This window comes from Rhizobium sp. WSM1328, assembly GCF_057653715.1.
Map to the genome: position 1 here is coordinate 590668 of NZ_JBYGKO010000002.1, position 21336 is coordinate 612003.

At 56.2% G+C, this 21336-nt stretch carries 21 protein-coding genes; 8 read left to right on the plus strand and 13 right to left on the minus strand.

What is annotated here, in order from left to right:
- Positions 1-266: 266 nt before the first annotated feature.
- The 4 genes from AC2444_RS26365 to AC2444_RS26380 all read right to left on the minus strand — a co-directional run bounded on the left by AC2444_RS26365 (position 267) and on the right by AC2444_RS26380 (position 4209).
- Positions 267-818, minus strand: a complete 552-nt coding sequence (locus AC2444_RS26365) for a sugar O-acetyltransferase (protein WP_012755323.1) — start codon at positions 816-818, stop codon at positions 267-269.
- A gap of 484 nt (positions 819-1302) precedes the next feature.
- Positions 1303-2511: a beta-ketoacyl-[acyl-carrier-protein] synthase family protein gene (locus AC2444_RS26370; RefSeq protein ID WP_017996990.1), complete on the minus strand. Its 1209-nt coding sequence runs from the start codon at positions 2509-2511 to the stop codon at positions 1303-1305.
- The gene (locus tag AC2444_RS26375; protein ID WP_012755326.1) at positions 2511-2789 is read right to left on the minus strand and encodes a phosphopantetheine-binding protein; all 279 of its coding nucleotides are present in this window, start codon (positions 2787-2789) and stop codon (positions 2511-2513) included. Before AC2444_RS26375 ends, AC2444_RS26370 begins: the two co-directional genes overlap by 1 nt.
- A 472-nt stretch (positions 2790-3261) precedes the next feature.
- The gene (locus tag AC2444_RS26380) at positions 3262-4209 is read right to left on the minus strand and encodes a LysR family transcriptional regulator (RefSeq protein WP_012755327.1); all 948 of its coding nucleotides are present in this window, start codon (positions 4207-4209) and stop codon (positions 3262-3264) included.
- 234 nt (positions 4210-4443) lie between these two features.
- Here AC2444_RS26380 and AC2444_RS26385 point away from each other — a divergent pair, with 234 nt between their 5' ends.
- From AC2444_RS26385 to AC2444_RS26405, 5 genes are read left to right on the plus strand one after another with little or no spacing between them, the layout of a single operon-like run.
- Positions 4444-5034 carry a NodA family N-acyltransferase gene (locus AC2444_RS26385; protein ID WP_012755328.1) on the plus strand — a complete coding sequence of 197 codons (591 nt, stop codon included), beginning with the start codon at positions 4444-4446 and terminating at the stop codon, positions 5032-5034.
- Positions 5031-5669 carry a chitooligosaccharide deacetylase NodB gene (nodB, locus tag AC2444_RS26390; protein ID WP_012755329.1) on the plus strand — a complete coding sequence of 213 codons (639 nt, stop codon included), beginning with the start codon at positions 5031-5033 and terminating at the stop codon, positions 5667-5669. Before AC2444_RS26385 ends, nodB begins: the two co-directional genes overlap by 4 nt.
- 20 nt (positions 5670-5689) lie before the next feature.
- Entirely contained in the window at positions 5690-6970 is a 1281-nt protein-coding gene (nodC, locus tag AC2444_RS26395; RefSeq protein ID WP_128450290.1) for a chitooligosaccharide synthase NodC, read from the plus strand.
- A 30-nt stretch (positions 6971-7000) separates the two neighbouring features.
- Positions 7001-8029 (plus strand): nodulation factor ABC transporter ATP-binding protein NodI, encoded by a 1029-nt coding sequence (gene nodI, locus AC2444_RS26400; protein ID WP_012755331.1) that lies wholly within the window; start codon positions 7001-7003, stop codon positions 8027-8029.
- Complete coding sequence (locus tag AC2444_RS26405) at positions 8026-8814, plus strand: ABC transporter permease (RefSeq protein ID WP_012755332.1); 789 nt, start codon at positions 8026-8028, stop codon at positions 8812-8814. Before nodI ends, AC2444_RS26405 begins: the two co-directional genes overlap by 4 nt.
- 3 nt (positions 8815-8817) lie before the next feature.
- On the opposite strand, the gene AC2444_RS26410 is transcribed toward AC2444_RS26405, so the two are convergent.
- From AC2444_RS26410 to AC2444_RS26450, 9 genes are all read right to left on the minus strand, one after another.
- Positions 8818-9087 (minus strand): transposase, encoded by a 270-nt coding sequence (locus tag AC2444_RS26410; protein WP_080518584.1) that lies wholly within the window; start codon positions 9085-9087, stop codon positions 8818-8820.
- A 361-nt stretch (positions 9088-9448) separates the two neighbouring features.
- On the minus strand, positions 9449-9661 hold the full coding sequence (nifT, locus tag AC2444_RS26415; protein WP_012755333.1) for a putative nitrogen fixation protein NifT: 213 nt from the start codon (positions 9659-9661) through the stop codon (positions 9449-9451).
- 184 nt (positions 9662-9845) lie between these two features.
- On the minus strand, positions 9846-10040 hold the full coding sequence (locus AC2444_RS26420) for a 4Fe-4S binding protein (RefSeq protein WP_003563211.1): 195 nt from the start codon (positions 10038-10040) through the stop codon (positions 9846-9848).
- A gap of 33 nt (positions 10041-10073) precedes the next feature.
- Positions 10074-11546 carry a nitrogenase cofactor biosynthesis protein NifB gene (gene nifB / locus AC2444_RS26425; protein ID WP_164902815.1) on the minus strand — a complete coding sequence of 491 codons (1473 nt, stop codon included), beginning with the start codon at positions 11544-11546 and terminating at the stop codon, positions 10074-10076.
- A 242-nt stretch (positions 11547-11788) separates the two neighbouring features.
- On the minus strand, positions 11789-12871 hold the full coding sequence (gene nifA / locus AC2444_RS26430) for a nif-specific transcriptional activator NifA (RefSeq protein WP_128450289.1): 1083 nt from the start codon (positions 12869-12871) through the stop codon (positions 11789-11791).
- Positions 12872-13065: 194 nt separating this feature from the next.
- The gene (locus AC2444_RS26435) at positions 13066-13362 is read right to left on the minus strand and encodes a ferredoxin family protein (protein WP_003563205.1); all 297 of its coding nucleotides are present in this window, start codon (positions 13360-13362) and stop codon (positions 13066-13068) included.
- Between the two features lie 12 nt (positions 13363-13374).
- A complete protein-coding gene (locus AC2444_RS26440) occupies positions 13375-14682 on the minus strand; it encodes an FAD-binding protein (RefSeq protein ID WP_128450288.1) in 1308 nt (435 codons plus the stop codon).
- Between the two features lie 10 nt (positions 14683-14692).
- A complete protein-coding gene (locus AC2444_RS26445; RefSeq protein WP_017996978.1) occupies positions 14693-15805 on the minus strand; it encodes an electron transfer flavoprotein subunit alpha/FixB family protein in 1113 nt (370 codons plus the stop codon).
- A gap of 16 nt (positions 15806-15821) precedes the next feature.
- Entirely contained in the window at positions 15822-16670 is an 849-nt protein-coding gene (locus tag AC2444_RS26450; protein ID WP_128450287.1) for an electron transfer flavoprotein subunit beta/FixA family protein, read from the minus strand.
- Between the two features lie 549 nt (positions 16671-17219).
- Between AC2444_RS26450 and nifH the strand changes: the two genes are divergently transcribed.
- The 3 genes from nifH to nifK all read left to right on the plus strand — a co-directional run bounded on the left by nifH (position 17220) and on the right by nifK (position 21321).
- Positions 17220-18107: a nitrogenase iron protein gene (nifH, locus tag AC2444_RS26455; protein ID WP_012755340.1), complete on the plus strand. Its 888-nt coding sequence runs from the start codon at positions 17220-17222 to the stop codon at positions 18105-18107.
- A gap of 92 nt (positions 18108-18199) precedes the next feature.
- On the plus strand, positions 18200-19711 hold the full coding sequence (gene nifD, locus AC2444_RS26460; protein WP_128450286.1) for a nitrogenase molybdenum-iron protein alpha chain: 1512 nt from the start codon (positions 18200-18202) through the stop codon (positions 19709-19711).
- A 77-nt stretch (positions 19712-19788) separates the two neighbouring features.
- Positions 19789-21321 (plus strand): nitrogenase molybdenum-iron protein subunit beta, encoded by a 1533-nt coding sequence (gene nifK, locus AC2444_RS26465; protein WP_128450285.1) that lies wholly within the window; start codon positions 19789-19791, stop codon positions 21319-21321.
- The last annotated feature ends 15 nt before the right edge of the window (positions 21322-21336 follow it).

The window sequence follows — 21336 nt, forward strand, 5'->3', positions numbered from 1 at the left end:
TTGTACTCGCGGAAAATCACGAGTCCTCACACCAACCCTTCATTGATCGTGAGACCTGCGTCTTCTCAGCCGAGCCCAGCTTTCACCGGTCCGGCGAGACGTGCAAAGGCCACACCCTGTGCATTCGTCGGAAGACCTTAGGTTGCCGCGTTGCCGTTAATACCAGAAATATACCGAACCCCAGCCGCGCATCGACTAGGTGGCAATGTGAGCCCGACTGTGGGGTTGACATGCAGAGCCTGGGAAATGGCGTCCTCAGGCTTGCGTCAGCGCTTCAACCGAGCCGGATTTCCCATGGCCTTTTCCCCTGCGGGTATATCGCGGGTGACTACGCTTCCGGCGCCGATGACGGCGTTGTCGCCGATCGTCACCCCTGGGAGGATAATTGCTCCACCGCCAATCCAGACGTCTTTACCAATCCGGACAGGCCGACCCAGCTGCAGACCAGCCTGCCGCTGCTCCGGATCATGCGGATGGTCGGCGGTGTAAATCTGCACAGCCGGTCCGATTGCCGTCCCAGCACCGATCGTCACTTCTGCTACGTCAAGGATTACGCAGTTGAAATTGATGTAAACGTAGGCACCAAGCCTGATGTTGAAGCCGTAGTCGCAATGAAATGACGGACGGATGACGGCTCCAGTTCCGACCTCTCCTAGTCGCTCCAGAAGAAGTGCGTTCCAATGCTCGGCCGTACTTCCCAGTGTATCATTGTATCTCTTCAGCCAAGCTCCCGTGGCCAACAAATCCGTCTGAATCTCCTCGTCCGCGGGGTTGTACATGTCGCCCGCCAGCATCTTTTCTTTTTGAGTGCGTGTCATTGTCTGTTCTCAGTTCGCGTTCATGGATGAAGCTGTTAGTCCTCTGACGCCCGGCTTGAACGAGGTTCAGATAGCTCCTCTTCTCGACGCTCAATATCGCATGGCGCAGAAGAGAAGTCCCGGCACGAAAACGGTCGACAACGCGGCGCTTGCGTGGTCCAGAGGCTCGTTCGACAGCAGTGGATTGGAAGTGGCAGTGACTAGCCCGGCCGGCAAGCGGAATCGATAGCAAGTGGAGTTGAAGAGCCGCTCCGAGTGCCAAACCCGGAGCGGGCGCTCTTTCCAGCCGGTTGCTTCAATGATCATAACTACGGAACGCAACCATATTTTCCTCGCCACGCCTTGCGAGCAATCGCCGGCGAGCCGTTGTGGGCTAACCATCGGTGCGAATTGACCTGCCTTAGTAACAGCACCCCAGTTAGCTTCTCTCCAGCGGCCCTCGCGGTTGCAGCTGGAACCATTCACGGCCACATCGTCCGCCCCTTCACACCTGTCTGAATGCCAGGACGGCGTTGGTGCCTCCCATGGCGAACGCATTGCTCATCGCCACGCGCACCTTGCGCTCACGCGGGACATTGGGCGTGACGTCGAGATCGCACTGGGGGTCAGGCTCACGATAGTTGGCGGTGGGCGGTATGACGCCTTCTTGGATCGCCATGACGCAGGCAATCATTTCAAGTGCGCTGGCGGCACCCAGGCAATGGGCGTGCATGGACTTGGTGGAGGAGACGGACATCTGAAAAGCGTGGTCTCCGAAGACGCGCTTGATCGCGGCCGTCTCCATCTCGTCATTCGCAACGGTGCCGGTCCCGTGCGCGTTGAGGTAGTCTACATCGTCCGGGTTCAGCTCGGCATCGGCGAGGCAGCTGCGCATTGCGGCCTCGGGTCCCTCGATGGACGGCATGACGATGTCGTAGGCATCGCCGGAGAGTCCTATTCCGGCAACCTCGGCAAGCATAGTCGCACCGCGGGCAGCGGCGTGCTCGTAGCTTTCCAGGACAGCCATTCCGGCACCCTCGCCAAGGACAACACCTTTTCTGTCGGCGGAGAACGGGCGACAGGTATCAGGGGCAAGCACGCGCAGTGCTTCCCATGATTTCAGGACTCCCCAAGTGAGCGGCGCATCGCTTCCCCCGGCAAGCATGACGTCTGCACGGCCCAGCCTGATCTGATCTACCGCGGAAGCGATGGCATGATTCCCCGCCGCGCAGGCGGAGGTGACGCCGAAGACGGGGCCGCGCAGGCCGAGATAAATGCTGACCTGACCGGCAGCCGCGCTTGGCATTCCCTTCGGTGCTGTGAAAATGCGCGCGCGGGTCACTCCGTCTAGAAGGATACTGCGGTAGGTTTCTTCAATCGTTCCCCAGCCAGGCCCGCCGACGCCCATCGCGGCGCCGTAGCGGTGGGCATTCTGTTCATTGGAGGAAAGCCCGGCCTGTCGCATGGCTTCGGTTGCAGCAATCACTGCGAGCAGGCTGAAGCGGTCCATAGAGACAAGCTGTTTGCGCGGGATGTCGTGTGTTGGAATCGCCTTGATCTCGGCACCGACCGTGCCTTCCATATCATAAAGATCAGTCGTGATGATCGGGCTGATTGCAGAGCGGCCGTCGCGCATTTCCTTCCAAATTGATGAAGCGTTCGTTCCTAATCCGCATATTCCGCCTATCCCCGTGATTACGACGCGCCTGTCCATCACGCCTCCTTCGCGATCAAACCGCGAACGGCTTCGACGACATCGCCGATATTTTTCAGATTAGACCAAGCATCGGCCGTGTTCATCTCGATCCTGATTCCGTAGGCCTGCTCCAGGTCCCAGAGCACATCGGCCAAAGCCAGTGAATCGATGCCAAGGGAGGTCAATTCGCTATCAGCGGTGATTTCTCCGATTGCCACAGGAATCCTCCCGCCATTTTCTGATTGGGCGAGATTTTTGATTGCAGCAATAATTTCTACTGTGAGCTGATCGGCCATCGTGTTCCTTTCCATCATTCCAGCGAGTCCTGAACGCGGCGCACAGCCGGGCAGAGCAAGGCTTGAGCGCGTTCGATGCTCCTGCGGGAGGGGTTGGCCCCCGTCTGGTCTGTGCTATGGAGCATGCTGAAGGATCGGTAAAATTGATTGATTGGATCGGAAGCATCCGCAGTATGGATAATGCAATGAGCCACGCGCATCATTCGCTTCCGCCGTTGTTCATGTGGCGCTCAGATGAAGCGCGAGATCCAGGACGAGGAGAGGTTGGCGTGGGGTCGCGACTTTCAACATAGCACAAACGCTGATGGAGCCGAGCATGGCTGCCGGCCAAAATGGACCGATGGCAGCTCTCGCGACGTGACCTGCTCATCAAATCCATCGCGATCCTAGAAACCGTGCGGCTGGTCAACGCGTGAGGTAGGCGAGTCCCGTTTGAATTGTAGTACTTTAAGCGACGGTAGCTCGACGAGGATTAGGTCGCTCTGGCCTCTTGGGAGCATCCTTCGGCGGATGACTCAATGCGCGAAGCCTCCTCCAGTATTATGTTGCGCATCCAGATGTTGCCGGGGTCTGAATTGTGAAGCAAGGGCCACTGTAGTGCTTCTGTGAACGAAAGCGGAGGCAGGGGATGATCTACGATCTGCAGGGGAACCGTCGGTTCGAAATGTCTGACAAGTAGCAAGGGAAGGGTTGCTATCCGATTAGTCCCCTGTAGTAACATCGGGATCGAGTTGAAACCCGGGACCACTATTTCAATACGCCGCTTAAAACCGTGCTCCAGCAATAGCCATTGTTCAATGGAAGGTTTCAACGTACGTCCAAACATGGCCGCGACGTGTCCCAGCGACATGAATCGCTCGAGGGAAAGCTTCCCGCGCAGCTGCTGATTGTTAGGGCAGCCGACACATACGAGCTTGTCTTCAAACAGCTTGGCACTCGGATGAGTGGCTGACATGAACTGATCCGGAAGGATCAAAAAATCCAAGTCTCCACTCCGCAGGCGCTCCTCCGGATCATCGTTGACGTGGAGCAATTCAAAACTGACGCCGGGTGCCTCGCGCGCTACGCGCTTTATGACCTTTTCGAAGAATACCAGCGTCATGAAATCCGACAGTACGATCCTGAAGCGCCGGTCAGATTCCGCGGGGACTAGTGGATCCCACGCAATCACGGAGAGCTGAATCTGCAGTAGAGCTTCGCGAACGGCAGGGGCGAGCGCCTCGGCTCGCGGTGTCGGGACAAGTCTGCGCTGCTGCATCACAAACAGCTCGTCATTGAAGTAGGCGCGCAACCTACCGATGGCTGCGCTCATGGCTGGCTGACTGAGATTGATGCTGCGCGCTGCCGCGGTGAGCTTCCGCTCGGTCATCAAAGCATCGAGCGCCACGAGAAGGTTTAGATCCAGGCCCTTAAAACGCATATTCGATCCATGATGTAGATGATTGTGATCCAAACAATCAATTTTACCAATCTTTCGGAGTGCTTATTAGAAAGGCCGGAACTTATCAAGGCGCCAAAGCAAACTAGCGAGCGGAGGCGGATCGTATCTGTCGCAAATTGACGACGAGCGGTCCCATCTGTCCCATCAGCGTGTGCGCTTGCACCAATCTTTGCTGCTTTGGACTTGTGGCTGAGAAACGAATTGGAGCTTTGCATGTCTGCTGGAGTGCGGTGGAAAATAACTTGGGAAAATGATCTCGAACCGTCGGATCATGCGGAACTGTCTGAATTTTTCCGAGCAACCTATGGTCCGACTGGCGAATTCAATGCCAAACCTTTTGAGACTGGCCGCAGTTGGGCAGGTGCGAGGCCGGAACGCCGGGCAATTGCTTACGATTCAAAAGGCATAGCAAGTCACATGGGGTTGCTGCGTCGTTTCATAAAAGTTGGTGACACCGATTTGCTGGTCGCCGAACTTGGCTTGTATGGTGTGCGGCCGGATCTCGAGGGGCTTGGCATCCCTCACTCGATCCGCGCTTTGGCACCGGCTTTGCAGGAGCTGGCGGTGCCGTTCGCCTTCGGCACCGTCCGACATGCCATGCGGAACCACGTGGAGAGATTCTGCCGAGACGGTATCTCCAATATCGTCACGGGGGTTCGTGTACGCTCGACCCTTCCAGATGCGCTGCCGGATATGCCCTCCACGCGCACCGAAGACGTGCTCGTCCTGGTATTTCCGATAGGGCGACCGATGAGCGAGTGGCCTTCCGGATCATTGATCGAACGAAACGGCTGCGAGCTATGAAGCGGCGCGCTTATATCAGCGAAGTGCCGTGGAGCGACGATCGAAGCATCTACTTGACGTTCGACGACGGTCCCAATCCGCACTGTACTGGCCAAATCCTGGATGTGCTCGCCGAACACCGCGTACCAGCCACCTTTTTCGTCCTCGGCGCGTATGTCAAAGACCATCCGGATCTTGTCCGCCGTGTTGCGGCAGAAGGTCACTTGGTTGCCAATCACACGATGACCCACCCCGATCTTACGGCCTGTGACCCGGAGGCGATCGAACGAGAGATAAATGAGGCAAACAAAGCCATCGTCTCGGCGTGTCCCCAAGCTGCGGTTCAACATTTACGAGCGCCATACGGCGCTTGGAACGCGGATGTCCTTTCAAGATCGATGAACGCCGGACTTCGACCTGTTCACTGGTCGATAGACCCGAGAGACTGGTCCCGTCCTGGAGCCAATACTATCGTGGAGGCGGTACTCGCTGCTGCTCGGCCAGGTGCAATCGTGCTTTTGCACGACGGTTGCCCACCCGATGAGGTCGGGAACTGCAAGCTTACCGGACTGCGTGATCAAACACTTTCGGCGCTCTTGGCAATTATCCCGGCACTGCATAGCCGTGGATTCTCCCTTCGTTCACTTCCCCAATAAAACCAAATCGACGAGAAATCATGACCTTGCTTGAAACAACCAGCATCGCCGCCGTCTCGGTTTATGGACTGCTTTCCTCCGCCTATAGGAGTGTGCAGGTCCTTCATGCTCGGCGAACTCTCACGTCGGAAACAGCTGAAATCACGGTTGAAGAGAGACCTTTTCCTAGCGTGGACGTTATTGTTCCTTCGTTTAACGAGAGCCCACGCGTCCTGTCAGATTGCCTGGCATCCCTTGCCAACCAGGATTATCTGGGGGTGTTGCGCGTTTATGTGGTTGACGACGGTTCCAGAAATCGCGACGCCGTCGTGGCCGAGCAGCTTGCCTATGCGGGCGACGCGAGATTCGAATTCATCATGCTTCCCAGGAATGTCGGAAAGCGCAAAGCGCAAATCGCTGCCATTTCCCGATCATCCGGGGACCTGATCCTGAACGTGGATTCAGACACCACTCTCGCCTCCGACGTCGTTTCAAAACTGAGTCAGAAAATGCGCGATCCGGCGGTCGGTGCGGTGATGGGGCAGCTTGTAGCGAGCAATCAGAGCGACTCGTGGCTGACCCGATTGATCGACATGGAGTACTGGCTGGCCTGCAATGAGGAGCGCGCCGCGCAGGGGCGCTTCGGTGCCGTGATGTGTTGCTGTGGACCTTGTGCCATGTACCGCCGGTCCGCTTTCGTCCTGCTTCTTGATCAATACGAGACACAGCTCTATCGGGGAAAGCCGAGTGACTTTGGCGAGGACCGTCATCTGACCATCCTAATGCTAAGCGCCGGCTTCCGCACCGAATATGTCCCAAGCGCCATCGCCGCGACCGTTGTTCCTGACGGTTTGGCTGCCTATCTGCGCCAGCAACTGCGTTGGGCACGGAGTACATTCCGAGATACAATGCTTGGGCTTCACCTCCTCCGCGGCATGAACTGGTATCTGACTTTGGACGTCGTCGGGCAGAATGCCGGCCCTCTTCTGCTCGCATTGTCCGTGCTGGCGGGTCTTGCACAGTTCGCCCTGACGGGTTCAGTGCCCTGGTGGACGATAGGAACGATTGGATCATTGACACTGATACGATGCGGCGTGGCTGCTTATCGTGCCAAGCAGCTTAGATTTCTTGGCTTCTCGCTGCACACGCTCGTGAACGTCTTTCTATTACTTCCGGTGAAGGCTTATGCGCTCTGTACGTTGTCCAACAGTGATTGGCTGTCGCGCGGCTCCGGAGTCACCGCTTCAGGCGCCGTTCGAAAGCAGAAGGCATCCGAAGCTCCAATGCTGGCGGCCCCCGAAGCTACTTTCAGCGGCGAATAATCGCTGTGTCTTGCAAACCTTAGGAACCACATGAACGGTCAATCGGATCTACAGGCAGCTGTGGCTGAGACGCTCTGCCGCGGAAGCAACCTACCGTGCATTTCGATTTCAGAAGCAATCGCTCCCCAAGTAGGAGCGATATCTTCTATTGCGATCGAGCTCGTCGGCGTTACCAAATCATATCGTGGGAAGGCCGTGGTTGACGGATTGTCTTTCAACATTGGGTCGGGAGAGTGCTTTGGCCTTTTAGGCCCAAACGGCGCCGGAAAAAGTACGATCAGCCGTATGATTCTAGGAATGACGTCGCCCGATGCGGGCACTATTTCGGTGCTCGGAGCGCAGGTACCCCGGCAGGCTCGTTCGGCGCGCGCCCGTATCGGTGTCGTTTCTCAGTTCGACAATCTCGACATGGAGTTCACCGTTAGAGAAAACCTGATTGTCTACGGCCGGTACTTCCGCATGAAAGCCAGGGAGATCGAAGCGATCTTGCCCTCGCTGCTGGAATTTGCGCGGCTTGAAAACAAGGCAGATACAAGGGTGGCGGATCTTTCTGGAGGCATGAAGCGGCGCCTGTCATTGGCGCGCGCCCTGATCAATGACCCGCAAATCCTCATATTGGATGAACCGACCACCGGCCTTGACCCGCACGCACGCCACCTGATCTGGGAGCGTTTGCGATCGCTCTTGGCGCAAGGCAAGACGATCCTGTTGACGACCCACATCATGGAAGAGGCAGAACGCTTATGTGACCGGCTGTGCGTGCTCGAAGGTGGAGTTAAGATAGCCGAAGGCCGCCCCTTTGACCTGATAAAGGAGCAGATCGGCTGCCCCGTCATCGAGATCTATGGCGGGGATCCGCAGGAGCTTAGCCTCTTGATCAAGCCATACGCACGGCGCATCGAAATCAGCGGCGAGACCCTGTTCTGCTACACCCCCGACCCAGAACAAGTTCGGGCGCAACTGCGCGGACACTGGGGTCTGCGCCTCCTGGAGCGGCCGCCAAACCTAGAGGACGTCTTCCTGCGGTTAACCGGACGCGAGATGGGGAAGTACCAATGAGTGGAGATTCCGTAACGGCTTTGCCGGGCGGCAGCTTGAACTGGATTGCTGTCTGGCGCCGAAATTATCTTGCATGGAAAAAGGCGGCGCTGGCGTCGCTTCTGGGGCATTTGGCCGAACCTCTGATCTACCTTTTTGGCCTTGGCGCTGGCTTGGGCGTGATGGTGGGCCGCGTTGGGGGCGTTTCCTATACTGCTTTCCTGGCAGCTGGAATGGTCGCGACAAGTGCGATGACGGCTGCAACGTTTGAGACGATTTACGCAGCTTTCGGCCGGATGGAGGGGCAGCGCACTTGGGAAGCGATGCTCTACACACAGCTGAGGCTAGGCGATATTGTTCTCGGTGAGATGGCTTGGGCGGCGACGAAGGCCGCTTTGGCGGGTGCCGGCATAGGCGTGGTCGCCGCCGCTCTAGGATACACGCAGTGGCTGTCGCTGCTGTATGCGCTTCCGGTCATCGCGCTGACGGGATTGGCCTTTGCAAGCCTTGGGATGGTCGTCACCGCCCTTGCTCCGAGCTATGATTATTTCATCTTCTATCAGACGTTGGTTATCACCCCCATATTATTTCTCTCGGGTGCCGTCTTTCCAGTCGACCAACTGCCCATTGTCTTCCAGACCGCGGCGCGATTTCTGCCCCTGTCGCATTCAATCGACCTCATACGTCCGATCATGCTCGGTCACACCGTCGTCGATGTCTGCCTGCACGTCGGCACACTTTGCATCTACATCGTCATCCCATTCTTTTTATCGACAGCCTTGCTGCGGCGCCGACTATTGCGCTGACGATCAGCGCGCATCGGGAGCCATAGAACTCTCGAAACGAAGCGTGCGGCCGCAGATCAATCGTAGCTCAATCATCCCGGAGCAGCTCTCCCTCAATTCAGGGGTATCGTTCTGCACGGCATTTAGATCGACGGGAATGAACAATGCATTCGAAGACACCGGGAGCAGCCCCTTCTTCTTGAGCTCGCTACGCCAGGCGTATATCTGCTGCCGCGTTACATCATGACGATGAGCAATCTCGGTGATCGTGGCTCCAGGAACCCCAACCGACATGACAATCGCAAGCTTGTCTTCTTCGCGCCACCGCCAACGACGTTCCTGCCCAAGAATTTCAACGCGCGTCGCAATCCTCGCCTAAGACACGTCGCTAACGACGTCGTTAAACACGTGTCTTAGGCCATCAGGGCGCTAGGCGGCAGGCGGTGCCAATCGGGCGGTTACTGTCGTACTCAATATTGCAATCGGGGGCGGATACAACCCTGTGGCAAAGGCAGGCTTATAAGTGTCCGGGCGATTGCATAATATTTGACTTCAGAGTTAGCGGCGACCGGCCGGGGCGGAGATGCAAACTTTTCCACGTTGCCTATTCGTCACCAAGTCAGTCGTGCGAATTCCGCAAGTTGGGCGTTTCGCGTCAGTCCTGATCGGGTTGCTTCATTGCCTGCACTGTGATGGGTAACCGGGTGCCCTGCGGTAGGTCAGGGAGGGCGAGGAGCCATCCATGCCTCACCAATATAAAACCGCCCCACAAATCTTCATTCTCCACCGCAACAACCGGCTCCTCGACATCCTTTTTGGACATATAGATCGACAAGCCGACCCCATTCCTCCGGATCATTGCTTTCATGGGCTGTACCTCTTTTACACGCATGAGATTTGCTCTGTTTCACGCCCGCGCGACCCGACGATGCTGCCACGCTCGAACACCTCCCCTTAGCGAGAACTGCTGATGAAGGGTGCCCGCCTGCGTGAAAATGCTTCCGCAGGCGAGCCTTTTTTGTCACTCTTTTTCTCGCGTTTAGTGCGGCTGCTTAGGCGGGGACGCAGGTGTTTGGCATCGGGCAAATGGCCCTGCATTTGGGCGCGTCGAACTCAATCCTGCACTCCGTGCATATTTTGGGATCGACCACGAATCTGTCAGTTTTGAAACTAATTGCGCCTGAGGGGCACTCAAATTCGCATGCGCCGCATTGGGTGCATTGTGAGGCGATGATTTTGAAGGCCATGGTTCAGCTCCTCTGGTTTAGTCAAAGTGTGTGTCAAATCGCGGCTGCTAAAGCGTCGTCGTGAAGCACGGCGCTATAATGGGCGTCGATTGCCTGCTCGATGTAGGAGCCGCCATAAGCGCCCGTTGCTCGAACACCTCGGCGTGCGAGCTTATTCGTAGGGCCATTGCCGATCTGAGAACAAATCAGCAAATCTAAGCCTTCGAGCGCATTGATGATACTGTTGAGACTAGCCTCCTCCCCCCATCCACCAAGGCAGTACGGGTCGATCTTCAGGTGACCTATCAATCCGAGGCCTTTTTTACAGACCGAGAAAATCTGTATTTCCTGCGCATGACCGAAATGTTCATTGACCCGGCCTCCACCATTGGTGGTTACAGCAATAAGGAGAAGTTCGTCAGATGGAGCTGAGACCGGTATGGCCGCGCCCCTTGCTTCCAATGTTTGGCCGCGTCGCTCGCGCTCGATCAACTTGCGATAGGCATGGCGCTTGCCACTGTCGTTGGTCGCTTCAGCTGGGAGTTGGGAAATCGTGAATTCGTGTGCGCGATCATCACTGAGCAGACCGACTGCATCGGAACGGCACTGACGGCAATGGCGCATCACCTTCGTGTTGCCTTCAAGCCGGTCCCGAAGCGCGATTAACTCAGAAGGGGTAGGGCAACGCTGACCGTTCAGACCATATAGAGTACCATTTGAAGGCTCTGAGATCAGGGGCATTACGTTGTGCATAAACGCGCCCCTGTCCTTGACCCACTTGTTAACCTCGATGAGATGCTCGTCGTTGACGCCCGGGATCATCACCGAATTGACCTTGGTGAGTATGCCGCGTTCTGTCAGCATTTCGAGCCCCAACATTTGCCTCTCATGGAGGATCCTGGACGCGTCGATACCGTTGTAGCGGCGGCCATCATAGAATATCCAGGGGTAGATCTCGGTCCCGATCTTCGGATCTACCATGTTGATGGTGATTGTAACGTGCCCGACATTCATGTCGACAAGCTCGTCGACATGTTCAGGGAGGGCGAGGCCATTGGTTGAGATGCAAAGCTTGACGTCGGTGATTTCGCGGGCGATCGGTATGAGGGTCGCTTTTGTCTTCCTCCAATCATAGCAGGCATCGCCTGGCCCGGCGATGCCGACCACTGAGAGCTGCGGCACTTCGTTTGCAACCGCAATGGCCCTGCGCAGCGCCTGGTCGGGAGTGAGCCTATGTGATGCTACTCCTGGTCTGCTTTCGTTTGCGCAGTCATATTTTCGATTGCAGTAATTGCATTGGATGTTGCAGGCTGGTGCCACCGCGAGATGCATCCGCGCGAAATAAAGATGCGCTTCCCGCGAGAAGCACGGGTGGTCTTTGATCTTTTCACGGATCGCTGGAGCCAGAGCATCCGGCTCGGAACTGCCACGGGACGAAGGTGGATAGTCACCGAACGCTGTTGCCTCCGACTCGCATGCGGCAGGTGCTGTGTCGGTGATCCTACACGTACTCATCCCTCTGGACATTACGAACTCCAATGATGCTTGAAAGCTCAGTTCCGCGAGCAAGAGCGATGCCAGTCTGAGAAACGTCACCCTGCCAGCCGGATACGCTCTTCGTTGTCCGCTTGAGACCATTTTTCTACAGGGTTTCGTTTGAGACACGACAGTGCCACTTGGCAGACCTCGCCGGTTGGGTGAAGCTAGAATCGCCAGGCGTCTGTTGGGCGCGACCTGGCGGACCAGGTCTGCGCCAATGATCTCCGTTGTTAGAAGACTTTTCGTTCGATCCCGTGCCGGCGGAGAGAGTAACTGACCTGTCGCGGCGTACGACCAAGGAGCCGCGCAGCCTTAGCCTGAACCCATCCGGCCGTCGCCATTGCGTGTTCCAACCTCTCTTTGCCGATCAGGCCGGACTGCCCCATTATGGTTTCAGGCGCGAAGGAGGCGGCACCACCCGGCTGTCCCATTGACACCGTTTCATCTCGAGCGTGCCCATGCACTGCGCCCTTGCCAATTCGCTCGGCAACGGCCTTTTTGAGGAGCGGGGAATAGCATCGACCCTGTTCACAGGCGAGATCTTGAGGAACTATGACGTCCGAACGGGCGAGAGTTGCGGTCCTCTGTGTGCAGTTTTGCAGCTCACGAATATTGCCCGGGAACTCGCATTTTGACAGTATATCAAGCGCCGAGGGTGCGAAGCTTAACGAACGGCCGTTCTCCCTGTTGAAACGCTGGAGGAATTTTTGGGCCAAACGCGGGATGTCACCATCGCGCTGCCTGAGTGGTGGCAAAGTGATCGGTACGACATTGATCCGGTAATATAGGTCGGCTCTGAATTCTCCCGCCGCCACGGCCGTTTCAAGATTCTTATTGGTCGCGCATACCAATCTGACATTTACTTTCAATGTTCTCGTCCCACCGACACGCTCGAGTTCGCCTTCCTGCAAGACGCGCAGCAACTTGGCCTGAAACTCGGCCGAGATTTCTCCTATTTCGTCGAGCAGCAAAGTTCCACCGTGCGCCAGCTCGAACCGACCTTCTTTCTGAGAGGTAGCGCCGGTGAAGGCGCCTTTCTCGTGCCCGAACAGTTCCGATTCCAGAACGCCTGCCGACAGCGCAGCGCAATTCAACTTTACGAAGGGCTTTTCGCGGCGCGACGAGGAATCGTGTATCAGCTTTGCAAAGAATTCCTTGCCCGTGCCGCTCTCGCCTCGCAACAGGACAGGCGCGTTGCTCCTTGCGACAATCTGGGCGATTTCAAGAACCTCCTTGAGTGCGGCACTCTCGCCCACAATTTCAGCCGGCCGCACTGCAGATTTGGGCATCTTCTCATCATCTGATCCAGCCACGGGACTACTCCACTCAGCACATGGTTGAGAGTGCCTTGGGCACTCAGGACATGGAACGTCCTCCGCGCTACATATTGGACTTCGAAGGTCAACAAAAATTACAAATTGGTAGGGCGTTCCACCAGCCGGTTCGTCATTGTTTGCTTACCCTGCGTTTGCCACCGAATGGCTGTATCGACTACAGAAGAAGCTGTTCATCCAAACTTGAAGAGAACGCCGAACCCACCTCGTGGATACGTCCACTCAATGTCGCCGTCGGGTCCGCATAACACGTTGCATGTCCCGCATTCCAAGCAGCCATCGGAAACGATGATCACCTGACGTCTGTCGTTCAGCTGGTAGCATTTCGCCGGACACACTTGCGTCAAGGCGATCAGGTTTGGGGTTGGAAACAGGTGCTTCCTGACCGATATGTGTGGGCGGCCCGGGTCAACCAGATATCGGTTCTGGTAAAGCTTGTCCTCGACTCGCCGTTTAACGATGGCCTTCATCTGGATCTCCTTTTAGCGCCACGCGCGGGCGAGCCGGACTGCATCTGAAATTAATCCCCACCGGGATCGTGCTTTCAAGAAGGCGGCAGACGTGGCCTTTTCCTTGTCGATTTTCGAAGTTCCATCGACGCGGACGAAACTTTGCGCAGCTTTAGATATTAACTTTGGGTATAAAACAAACAAACTCTGGCTGTTCGCGTGGAGAAACCTTGGCATCTCTTTATGCTTGATCAGATCTTTGATGACAAAAGATGAGTCGAGCATGCTCTTGTAAAGAGCCAAGTTGCTTTTCACCATCGAGCCGCCACGATCCTGTATTTCTGCGATCGCTTTGCCCGCCAGGTAACCTGATGTCAGCGCAAGGTTCGAGCCCTCGCGATGTGCGGTATTGTTCAACTGGGCAGCGTCTCCAACCGCGACCCACCCATCGCCGAACAGCTGTGGGATAGCCGTATAACCGCCTTCCGGAATGAGATGAGCAGCATACTCTTTCACCTCAGAACCGGCGATCAATGGCCGGATCGAAGGATGGTGCTTGAAGGCTTCAAGCATATCGTATGGCCTTTCCATGGCCGCGACCAAACCGGAAACGAGGCATCCTATTCCGATCGAGATGGACTCCTTGTTCGTATATAGAAAGCCAAGCCCCGGCACTCCCCGTGATATTGTCCCGCCTGCCTCGATCACACAGCCTTCGTCTGCAGTCAGGGCGAAGCGTTCCGCGATAACGTCCTCCGGTAGGAAATGCATCTCTTTCACGGCAATTGCCACGCTGTCCGGTTTGGGAATTTCACGCAAACGTCCTCGTGTTCCTAGGAAGCCGTTCACCCCCTCAGCAAGCACCACGACGTCGGCAAAGATAGCCTCGCCGGGTCGGTCGGTGTATACGCCTGTCACGTTGCCGCTCGAATCCTGGTTAAGTCTTGTGGCCAATGTCTCGCAGAGGACGGTGCATCCGGCCTCGCGCACCTTGGCCGAGAACCATCTATCGAATTGGGCACGGATGATCGTGTATCGGTTTGGCCGCCGTTCGTTGAAGTCATCCGACCGATAGTGAATTCCGGTGTGCGACGTGCCGTCCATGATCCAGAAGCGCTGCTCGACCAGATGCCGTTCAAGAGGCGCGTCATCGCGGAAGTCTGGAATGATTCTCTCCAGCGCGTCTGCGTACAGTATCGCTCCTTGAACGTTTTTCGAACCGGGGTATTCGCCCCGCTCCAACTGCAGCACTTTCAAACCACGCATGGCCATCGCATAAGCGGCCGCGTTACCTGACATACCCGCCCCGACCACGATCGCATCGAATTTCTCGTTCTTCATCAGCGGCACCTCAGTTTACTTGCATCGATTGGTTATGCGGCGCTAGTCGCCTGGTGAACGCCGTGGTCAGTGCCGGCAGAAGCCCAACCGCATCAGCCACAACCGCGACATGGGCGAAATCGAAGATCGGGGCGTTGCCGTCGGTGTTGATAGCAACGATCATATCAGCCCCTTCGACGCCAACCCGATGTTGGATCGCCCCTGATATTCCAGCGGCAAGATAAAGTTTGGGCCGGATCGTCTGGCCCGTTTGGCCAATCTGCCGATCAACCTCCATCCAACCTTTTTGAACCAAAGGTCGGGAGCAACCGTATTCACCGCCAATCGTCCTCGCTAGCACCATTACACGCTCCAGATTCTCGGCGGTGCCAATACCAAGCCCACCGGCGACCACGATGTCGGCATAGGCGAGGTTGATTTTTTCTAATCGCCCATCCGGAAGGAAGCCGAGAACCTTTGTGACAATCTCTTCCTCAATCATCATCAGGTCATGTCGAATGATAGGTCCAATCCCATTGGTCACGCGATTGGGAGTCGCCATGACCCGGGGCCGCACTGTCGCCATCTGCGGGCGAGAGTTGAGAGTGTAGATCGTGCACAGCAGCGAACCGCCAAATGTGGGCCTGGTGGCTGCGAGCGAGCCGTCTGCATCGACATCCAATTCGGTGCAGTCAGCCGTAAGCCCTGTTTCCAAGGTAGTTGCCACAGAACCGGCGAGGTCTCGCCCAAGCGAGGTGGCGCCGAGCAGCAGAATTTCCGGCTTATGAAGGATGACCAGGTCTGAGAGAGCTTTAGTGAAGGGCTCGTTTCGGTAGTCCGATAGCAGCGGTGATTCGACGAGATATGTGAGATCGGCCCCGTAAGCGAACGCCTCTGCAATGGCAGACCGATTCCCCAGGCCTTCCGCGGTTCCAATGACCACTCCCGCCAGTTGAACGCTCAGCTTATCGGCAAGCTTGCGCCCTTCACCAAGCAGTTCAATAGACACGGGGTGCACTTGACCTCGCTCCAGCTCGACGAAAACCCAGACGTGCCGATTGTCGCGGAAGTGTCTGGGCAATTGCTTCTTCGCGCTGGCACGACTGACGATTGGAGATTGACTTTCAGCTTCGCGGGCTTCCATTTATGCTCCTTGTTTCTCACGTGAGCGCATTCGGTTGAAAGCTCGCTTCCAATGCTGGCTGGTGCTCGAAGATCGATGCGATTATTTCGTCAGACAGCGCACCGCACTCGTCATCGTTTATCTCGATTTGGATTGCTTTCTCGGCTCGTGGGGTCGGGGCGAATACGCGCTTGACGACAGTCGGCGATCCTCTCAAGCCGCAGTTAGCTATCTCCACAATACCGGCGTCGGCGGCACGCCAGGTCGGTATTTGCGCGCGTGCGGCACGCAATGCGTCAGCGACGGAGCCGCGACGGATGGCGTTGACGCCTTCAAGGACACTGATCAAGCACGGCAGTCGGGTCTTCAGCATTTGTGTGCCGCCTTCCGAACGGCGCTCCACCGTGATCTCTCGGGCATGAAGATCGACTGAAACAATTTTCGTTACGTAGGTCAGTTGTTGCAGTTCGAGACGCCTGGCAATCCCCGGCCCCACCTGCGCTGTATCGCCGTCGATCGTCTGCTTGCCAGTAAACACGATTTCAGGCGCGTGGCGGAGACCAAGGTTCGTAATAGCTCGGGAGATAGCAAATGAAGTTGCCAGGGTGTCTGACCCGGCGAAGTGACGGTCGCTAAGGAGGATCGCTTCATCTGCCCCGTATGCCAGAGCTTTCTCCAGCGCTTGTTTTGCCATGGGCGGGCCCATGGTAAGCACAGTGACTTTACCCCCATACCGGTCACGTAGTTCAAGAGCTTCTTCCAAGGCGAAAAGATCGTAAGGATTGATGATTGTCGGCACGCCTTGGCGCATGATCGTGTTCGTAACCGGATGAACCCGGATCTGTGCGGAGTCAGGCACTTGCTTTATGCAGACCACGATATTCATGCTGTCTTTGGCTCCAACCGAATGTAGCTTTTGTGTCTCGGTCGGTCCTAGCACTCGTCGTGCCAAGCCGACTGCGCGGAGTTTGGCTGGCGGATTTCGGGGGGATTCGGCTTGGCTGGTAGTCGCAATGCGACAGCTTTGTCAGGTTTGCGACACAGGTCGCTGCATGCGCTTGGCAAGATTTTTAACCGCAACCGACTTCGCTAGAGCACCGCGCCGCTTTCCATTGCCAGCATTTACAGCAAGCGCAGCTCATTCGACCGAGAATTGTAGCGCATTGAAGCCGACCCACTGCTTTCTCTTCAGGAGCAACATGACATGTGTGCGACATTGTCGTCTCCTTTGTCGACATAGTGACACGTCTTAGGATTCTTCGGTCTGGTATTTTAACCCTGTAAGTGCTTGCGGCAGCACCAAATTCCGTTCTGCCACATCAATCCACCCAGTCTGGCACGACGCTTGAAAATTGTTCTCGGGCCGCGACGGAACCAGCCGCGTCCGATGTCGCGGCATCACCTCGGTCGGTTCGAACACGAAAAGGAAGCAATAATGGCTGCTCTGCGTCAGATCGCGTTTTACGGAAAGGGAGGCATTGGCAAATCCACTACATCCCAAAATACGCTCGCTGCCCTTGTCGAACTTGGGCAGAAAATCCTCATCGTCGGCTGCGACCCAAAGGCTGATTCGACGCGATTGATCCTGAACTCCAAAGCGCAGGGCACTGTTCTGGATCTAGCCGCAACGAAGGGTTCAGTCGAAGATCTGGAACTTGGCGACGTGCTCAAAACTGGCTACGGCGGCATCAAGTGTGTGGAGTCGGGCGGCCCTGAACCTGGCGTCGGCTGCGCCGGACGGGGCGTCATCACATCGATCAACTTCCTGGAAGAAAACGGCGCCTACGACGACGTCGACTACGTCTCCTATGACGTGCTCGGAGACGTGGTGTGCGGGGGCTTTGCTATGCCCATTCGCGAGAACAAGGCTCAGGAAATTTACATCGTCATGTCCGGTGAGATGATGGCCTTGTATGCTGCAAACAACATTGCGAGGGGCATCCTCAAATATGCCAGCGCCGGAAGCGTGCGGCTTGGCGGTCTGATCTGTAATGAGCGGCAGACCGATCGAGAATTAGACCTCGCGGAAGCGTTGGCCGCCAAGCTCAATTCGAAGCTCATTCACTTCGTGCCACGCGACAACATTGTCCAGCACGCGGAGCTTAGGAAGATGACGGTGATCCAATACGCGCCACGCTCCAAACAGGCGGCGGAATATCGATGGCTGGCCGAGAAGATCCACTCCAACTCGGGAAAGGGCACTATCCCTACTCCGATAACAATGGAGGAGCTGGAGGACATGCTGCTCGACTTCGGCATCATGAAGTCGGACGAACAGATGCTTGAAGAACTTCTCACCAAAGAGATGCAGGCGACATCCTAGAGATAGTCGGAACGGATGACGCACCGCGTTGATCGACAAACCATGCCTCCTAGCCGAGGCTCCATGCGAACCTTCGAGAGAGGAAAGGCCCTATGAGCCTCGACTACGAGAACGATGGTGATTTCAACGCAAGGCTTATAGACGCGGTACTCTCGCAGTATCCGGATAAGACGGCCAAGCGCCGCAAAAAGCACCTCGGGGTCGCGAAGGGCAGAGAGGCAGCCGAGCAGGGCTCGGATGCGCTTTGTGAGACCGGGGTGAAATCCAACATCAAGTCCATTCCGGGCGTGATGACTGTTCGCGGCTGCGCTTATGCCGGCTCGAAGGGTGTCGTGTGGGGGCCGATCAAGGATATGGTCCATATATCGCATGGACCTGTCGGTTGCGGGCACTATTCCTGGTCGCAACGTCGCAACTATTACGTCGGTCTGACGGGTGTCAACGCCTTTGTCACGATGCAATTCACGTCTGACTTTCAAGAAAAGGATATTGTTTTTGGTGGCGACAAAAAGCTCGAGAAGCTCATCGATGAAGTTGAGGAACTGTTTCCACTGAATAACGGTGTCAGCTTGCAGTCCGAGTGTCCAATCGGATTGATCGGCGACGATATAGAAGCTGTTGCGCGCAAGAAGGCCAAGGAGCACAACAAAACGATCGTGCCGGTGCGATGCGAAGGGTTTCGTGGCGTGTCTCAATCACTTGGCCATCATATCGCCAATGACGCGATACGCGACTGGGTTTTCGATAAGAAAGACACCCACTACGAGGCCAGCTTTTTCGACGTCAACGTCATAGGTGACTACAATATCGGTGGCGATGCGTGGGCTTCCCGCATTCTGCTGGAGGACATGGGGTTGCGGGTGGTCGGCAACTGGTCGGGAGATGCCACACTCGCGGAGGTGGAGCGTGCGCCAAAAGCGACGCTCAACCTTATTCACTGCTACCGGTCCATGAATTATATCGCTCGGCATATGGAGGAAAAGTACGGCATTCCCTGGATGGAGTACAACTTTTTTGGTCCTTCTCAGATCGAAGCCTCTTTGCGCAATATCGCCGCGTTTTTCGGGCCGGAGACCCAAGATAGGGCCGAAGCACTCATCACCAGATACCAACCCCTCGTCCAGGCGGTGACGGAGAAATACCGTCCGCGCCTCGATGGCAAAACTGTGATGCTCTACGTTGGCGGATTGCGTCCCCGCCATGTCATCACCGCCTATGAGGATCTCGGAATGGAGATCGTTGGCACGGGCTACGAATTTGGCCATGGCGACGATTACGAGCGCACCAGCCACTATGTCAAAAAAGGTACGCTTATCTACGATGATGTGACCGGCTACGAGCTCGAGAACTTCGTCGAGGCCATTCGCCCGGACCTAGTAGGCTCGGGCATCAAGGAAAAATATCCGGTTCAAAAAATGGGCATACCGTTTCGCCAGATGCATTCTTGGGACTATTCGGGTCCGTATCATGGTTATGACGGCTTCGCCATCTTTGCCAGAGACATGGATCTTGCCATCAACAATCCGATCTGGGGCCTCTACGACGCGCCATGGAAAGAAGCGCACTGCAGCCATGCCTGCAGTTGCGGCGGACAAGACGAATAGTCTCTGCCGAGCGACAAGATGTAACAGGTCTCCCAAGGGCCACGCAGCCGCATTCGCGGCAAAAAAGGATGAAAACTATGCCGCAATCGGCCGAGACTGTTCTCGATCATGCTCCTCTGTTCTGCGAGCCGGAATACAGGAAAATGTTCGCCCGTAAGAAGTTGACGTTCGAATGTCCGCATCCGGATAAGGTCGTCTCTGCTCAAAGCAAATTCACCGAGACATGGGAATATCGAGAAAAGAACCTGGCCCGCGAGGCCCTTGTCGTAAACCCGGCGAAGGCCTGCCAGCCGCTGGGCGCCGTTTTCGCGGCGGCTGGTTTCGAGCGGACGATGTCATTTGTCCACGGCAGTCAAGGCTGCGTCGCGTACTACCGCTCGCACCTGTCACGCCATTTCAAGGAACCCTCGTCGGCAGTTTCATCTTCGATGACAGAGGATGCGGCCGTGTTTGGCGGCTTGAAAAATATGATCGACGGGCTCGCCAACACCTATAAGCTTTACGATCCCAAGATGATTGCGGTCTCGACGACTTGCATGGCCGAGGTCATTGGGGATGATCTTCACGGCTTCATTGAAAACGCCAAAAATGAAGGCTCCGTTCCGGTCGATTTCGACGTGCCCTTCGCCCATACCCCAGCCTTCGTCGGCAGCCATGTCGATGGTTACGACAGCATGGTCAAAGGCATTCTCGAAAATTTCTGGAAGAGCACTGAACGTGTGCCGACGCCAGCACTCGTCAACATTATTCCAGGCTTCGATGGCTTCTGCGTCGGCAACAACCGAGAAATCAAGCGCCTGCTCGACACGATGGGAGTCGCCTACGTTTTCCTTCAAGACGCCTCGGACCAGTTCGACACACCTTCCGACGGCGAGTACCGCATGTATGACGGAGGGACAAAGATCGAGGACGTGAAGGCAGCCAAACATGCGGAGGCGACAATATCGCTGCAGCACTACAATACGCGCAAGACGTTGGACTATTGTCGCGAGCTTGGTCAGACGACTGCCTCGTTCCACTACCCGCTGGGCATTGCGGGCACGGACGAATTCCTGATGAAGATATCCGAGCTTTCCAAGAGGGAAATTCCCGAATCTATCGATCGTGATCGAGGTCGATTGATCGATGCCATGGCCGACAGTCAATCTTGGTTGCATGGCAAGAAATACGGAATCTACGGCGACCCGGACTTCGTATACTCAATGGCGCGCTTTGTCATGGAAACCGGTGGTCAGCCTACACATTGCCTTGCCACCAGCGGCACCGCAGCCTGGGAAGCGGAGATGAAGGAATTGCTCGCGTCCTCTCCCTTCGGAGGAGGTGCGCAGGTGTGGGCTGGCAAAGACCTGTGGGCAATGCGCTCGCTTCTTTTGACGGAACCAGTGGATCTGCTGATCGGCAATTCCTACGGCAAGTATCTCGAGCGTGACACCGACACGCCACTGGTTCGGCTTACGTTTCCGATTTTCGACCGCCATCATCATCATCGCTTTCCTCTCATGGGCTACCAAGGCGGATTGCGTCTTCTGACGGTCATTCTCGACAAGATCTTCGACGAGCTTGATCAGGAGACCATGTGGGAGGGCGTTTCGTACGACCTCACGCGCTAAATGCTTGGCCGGCGT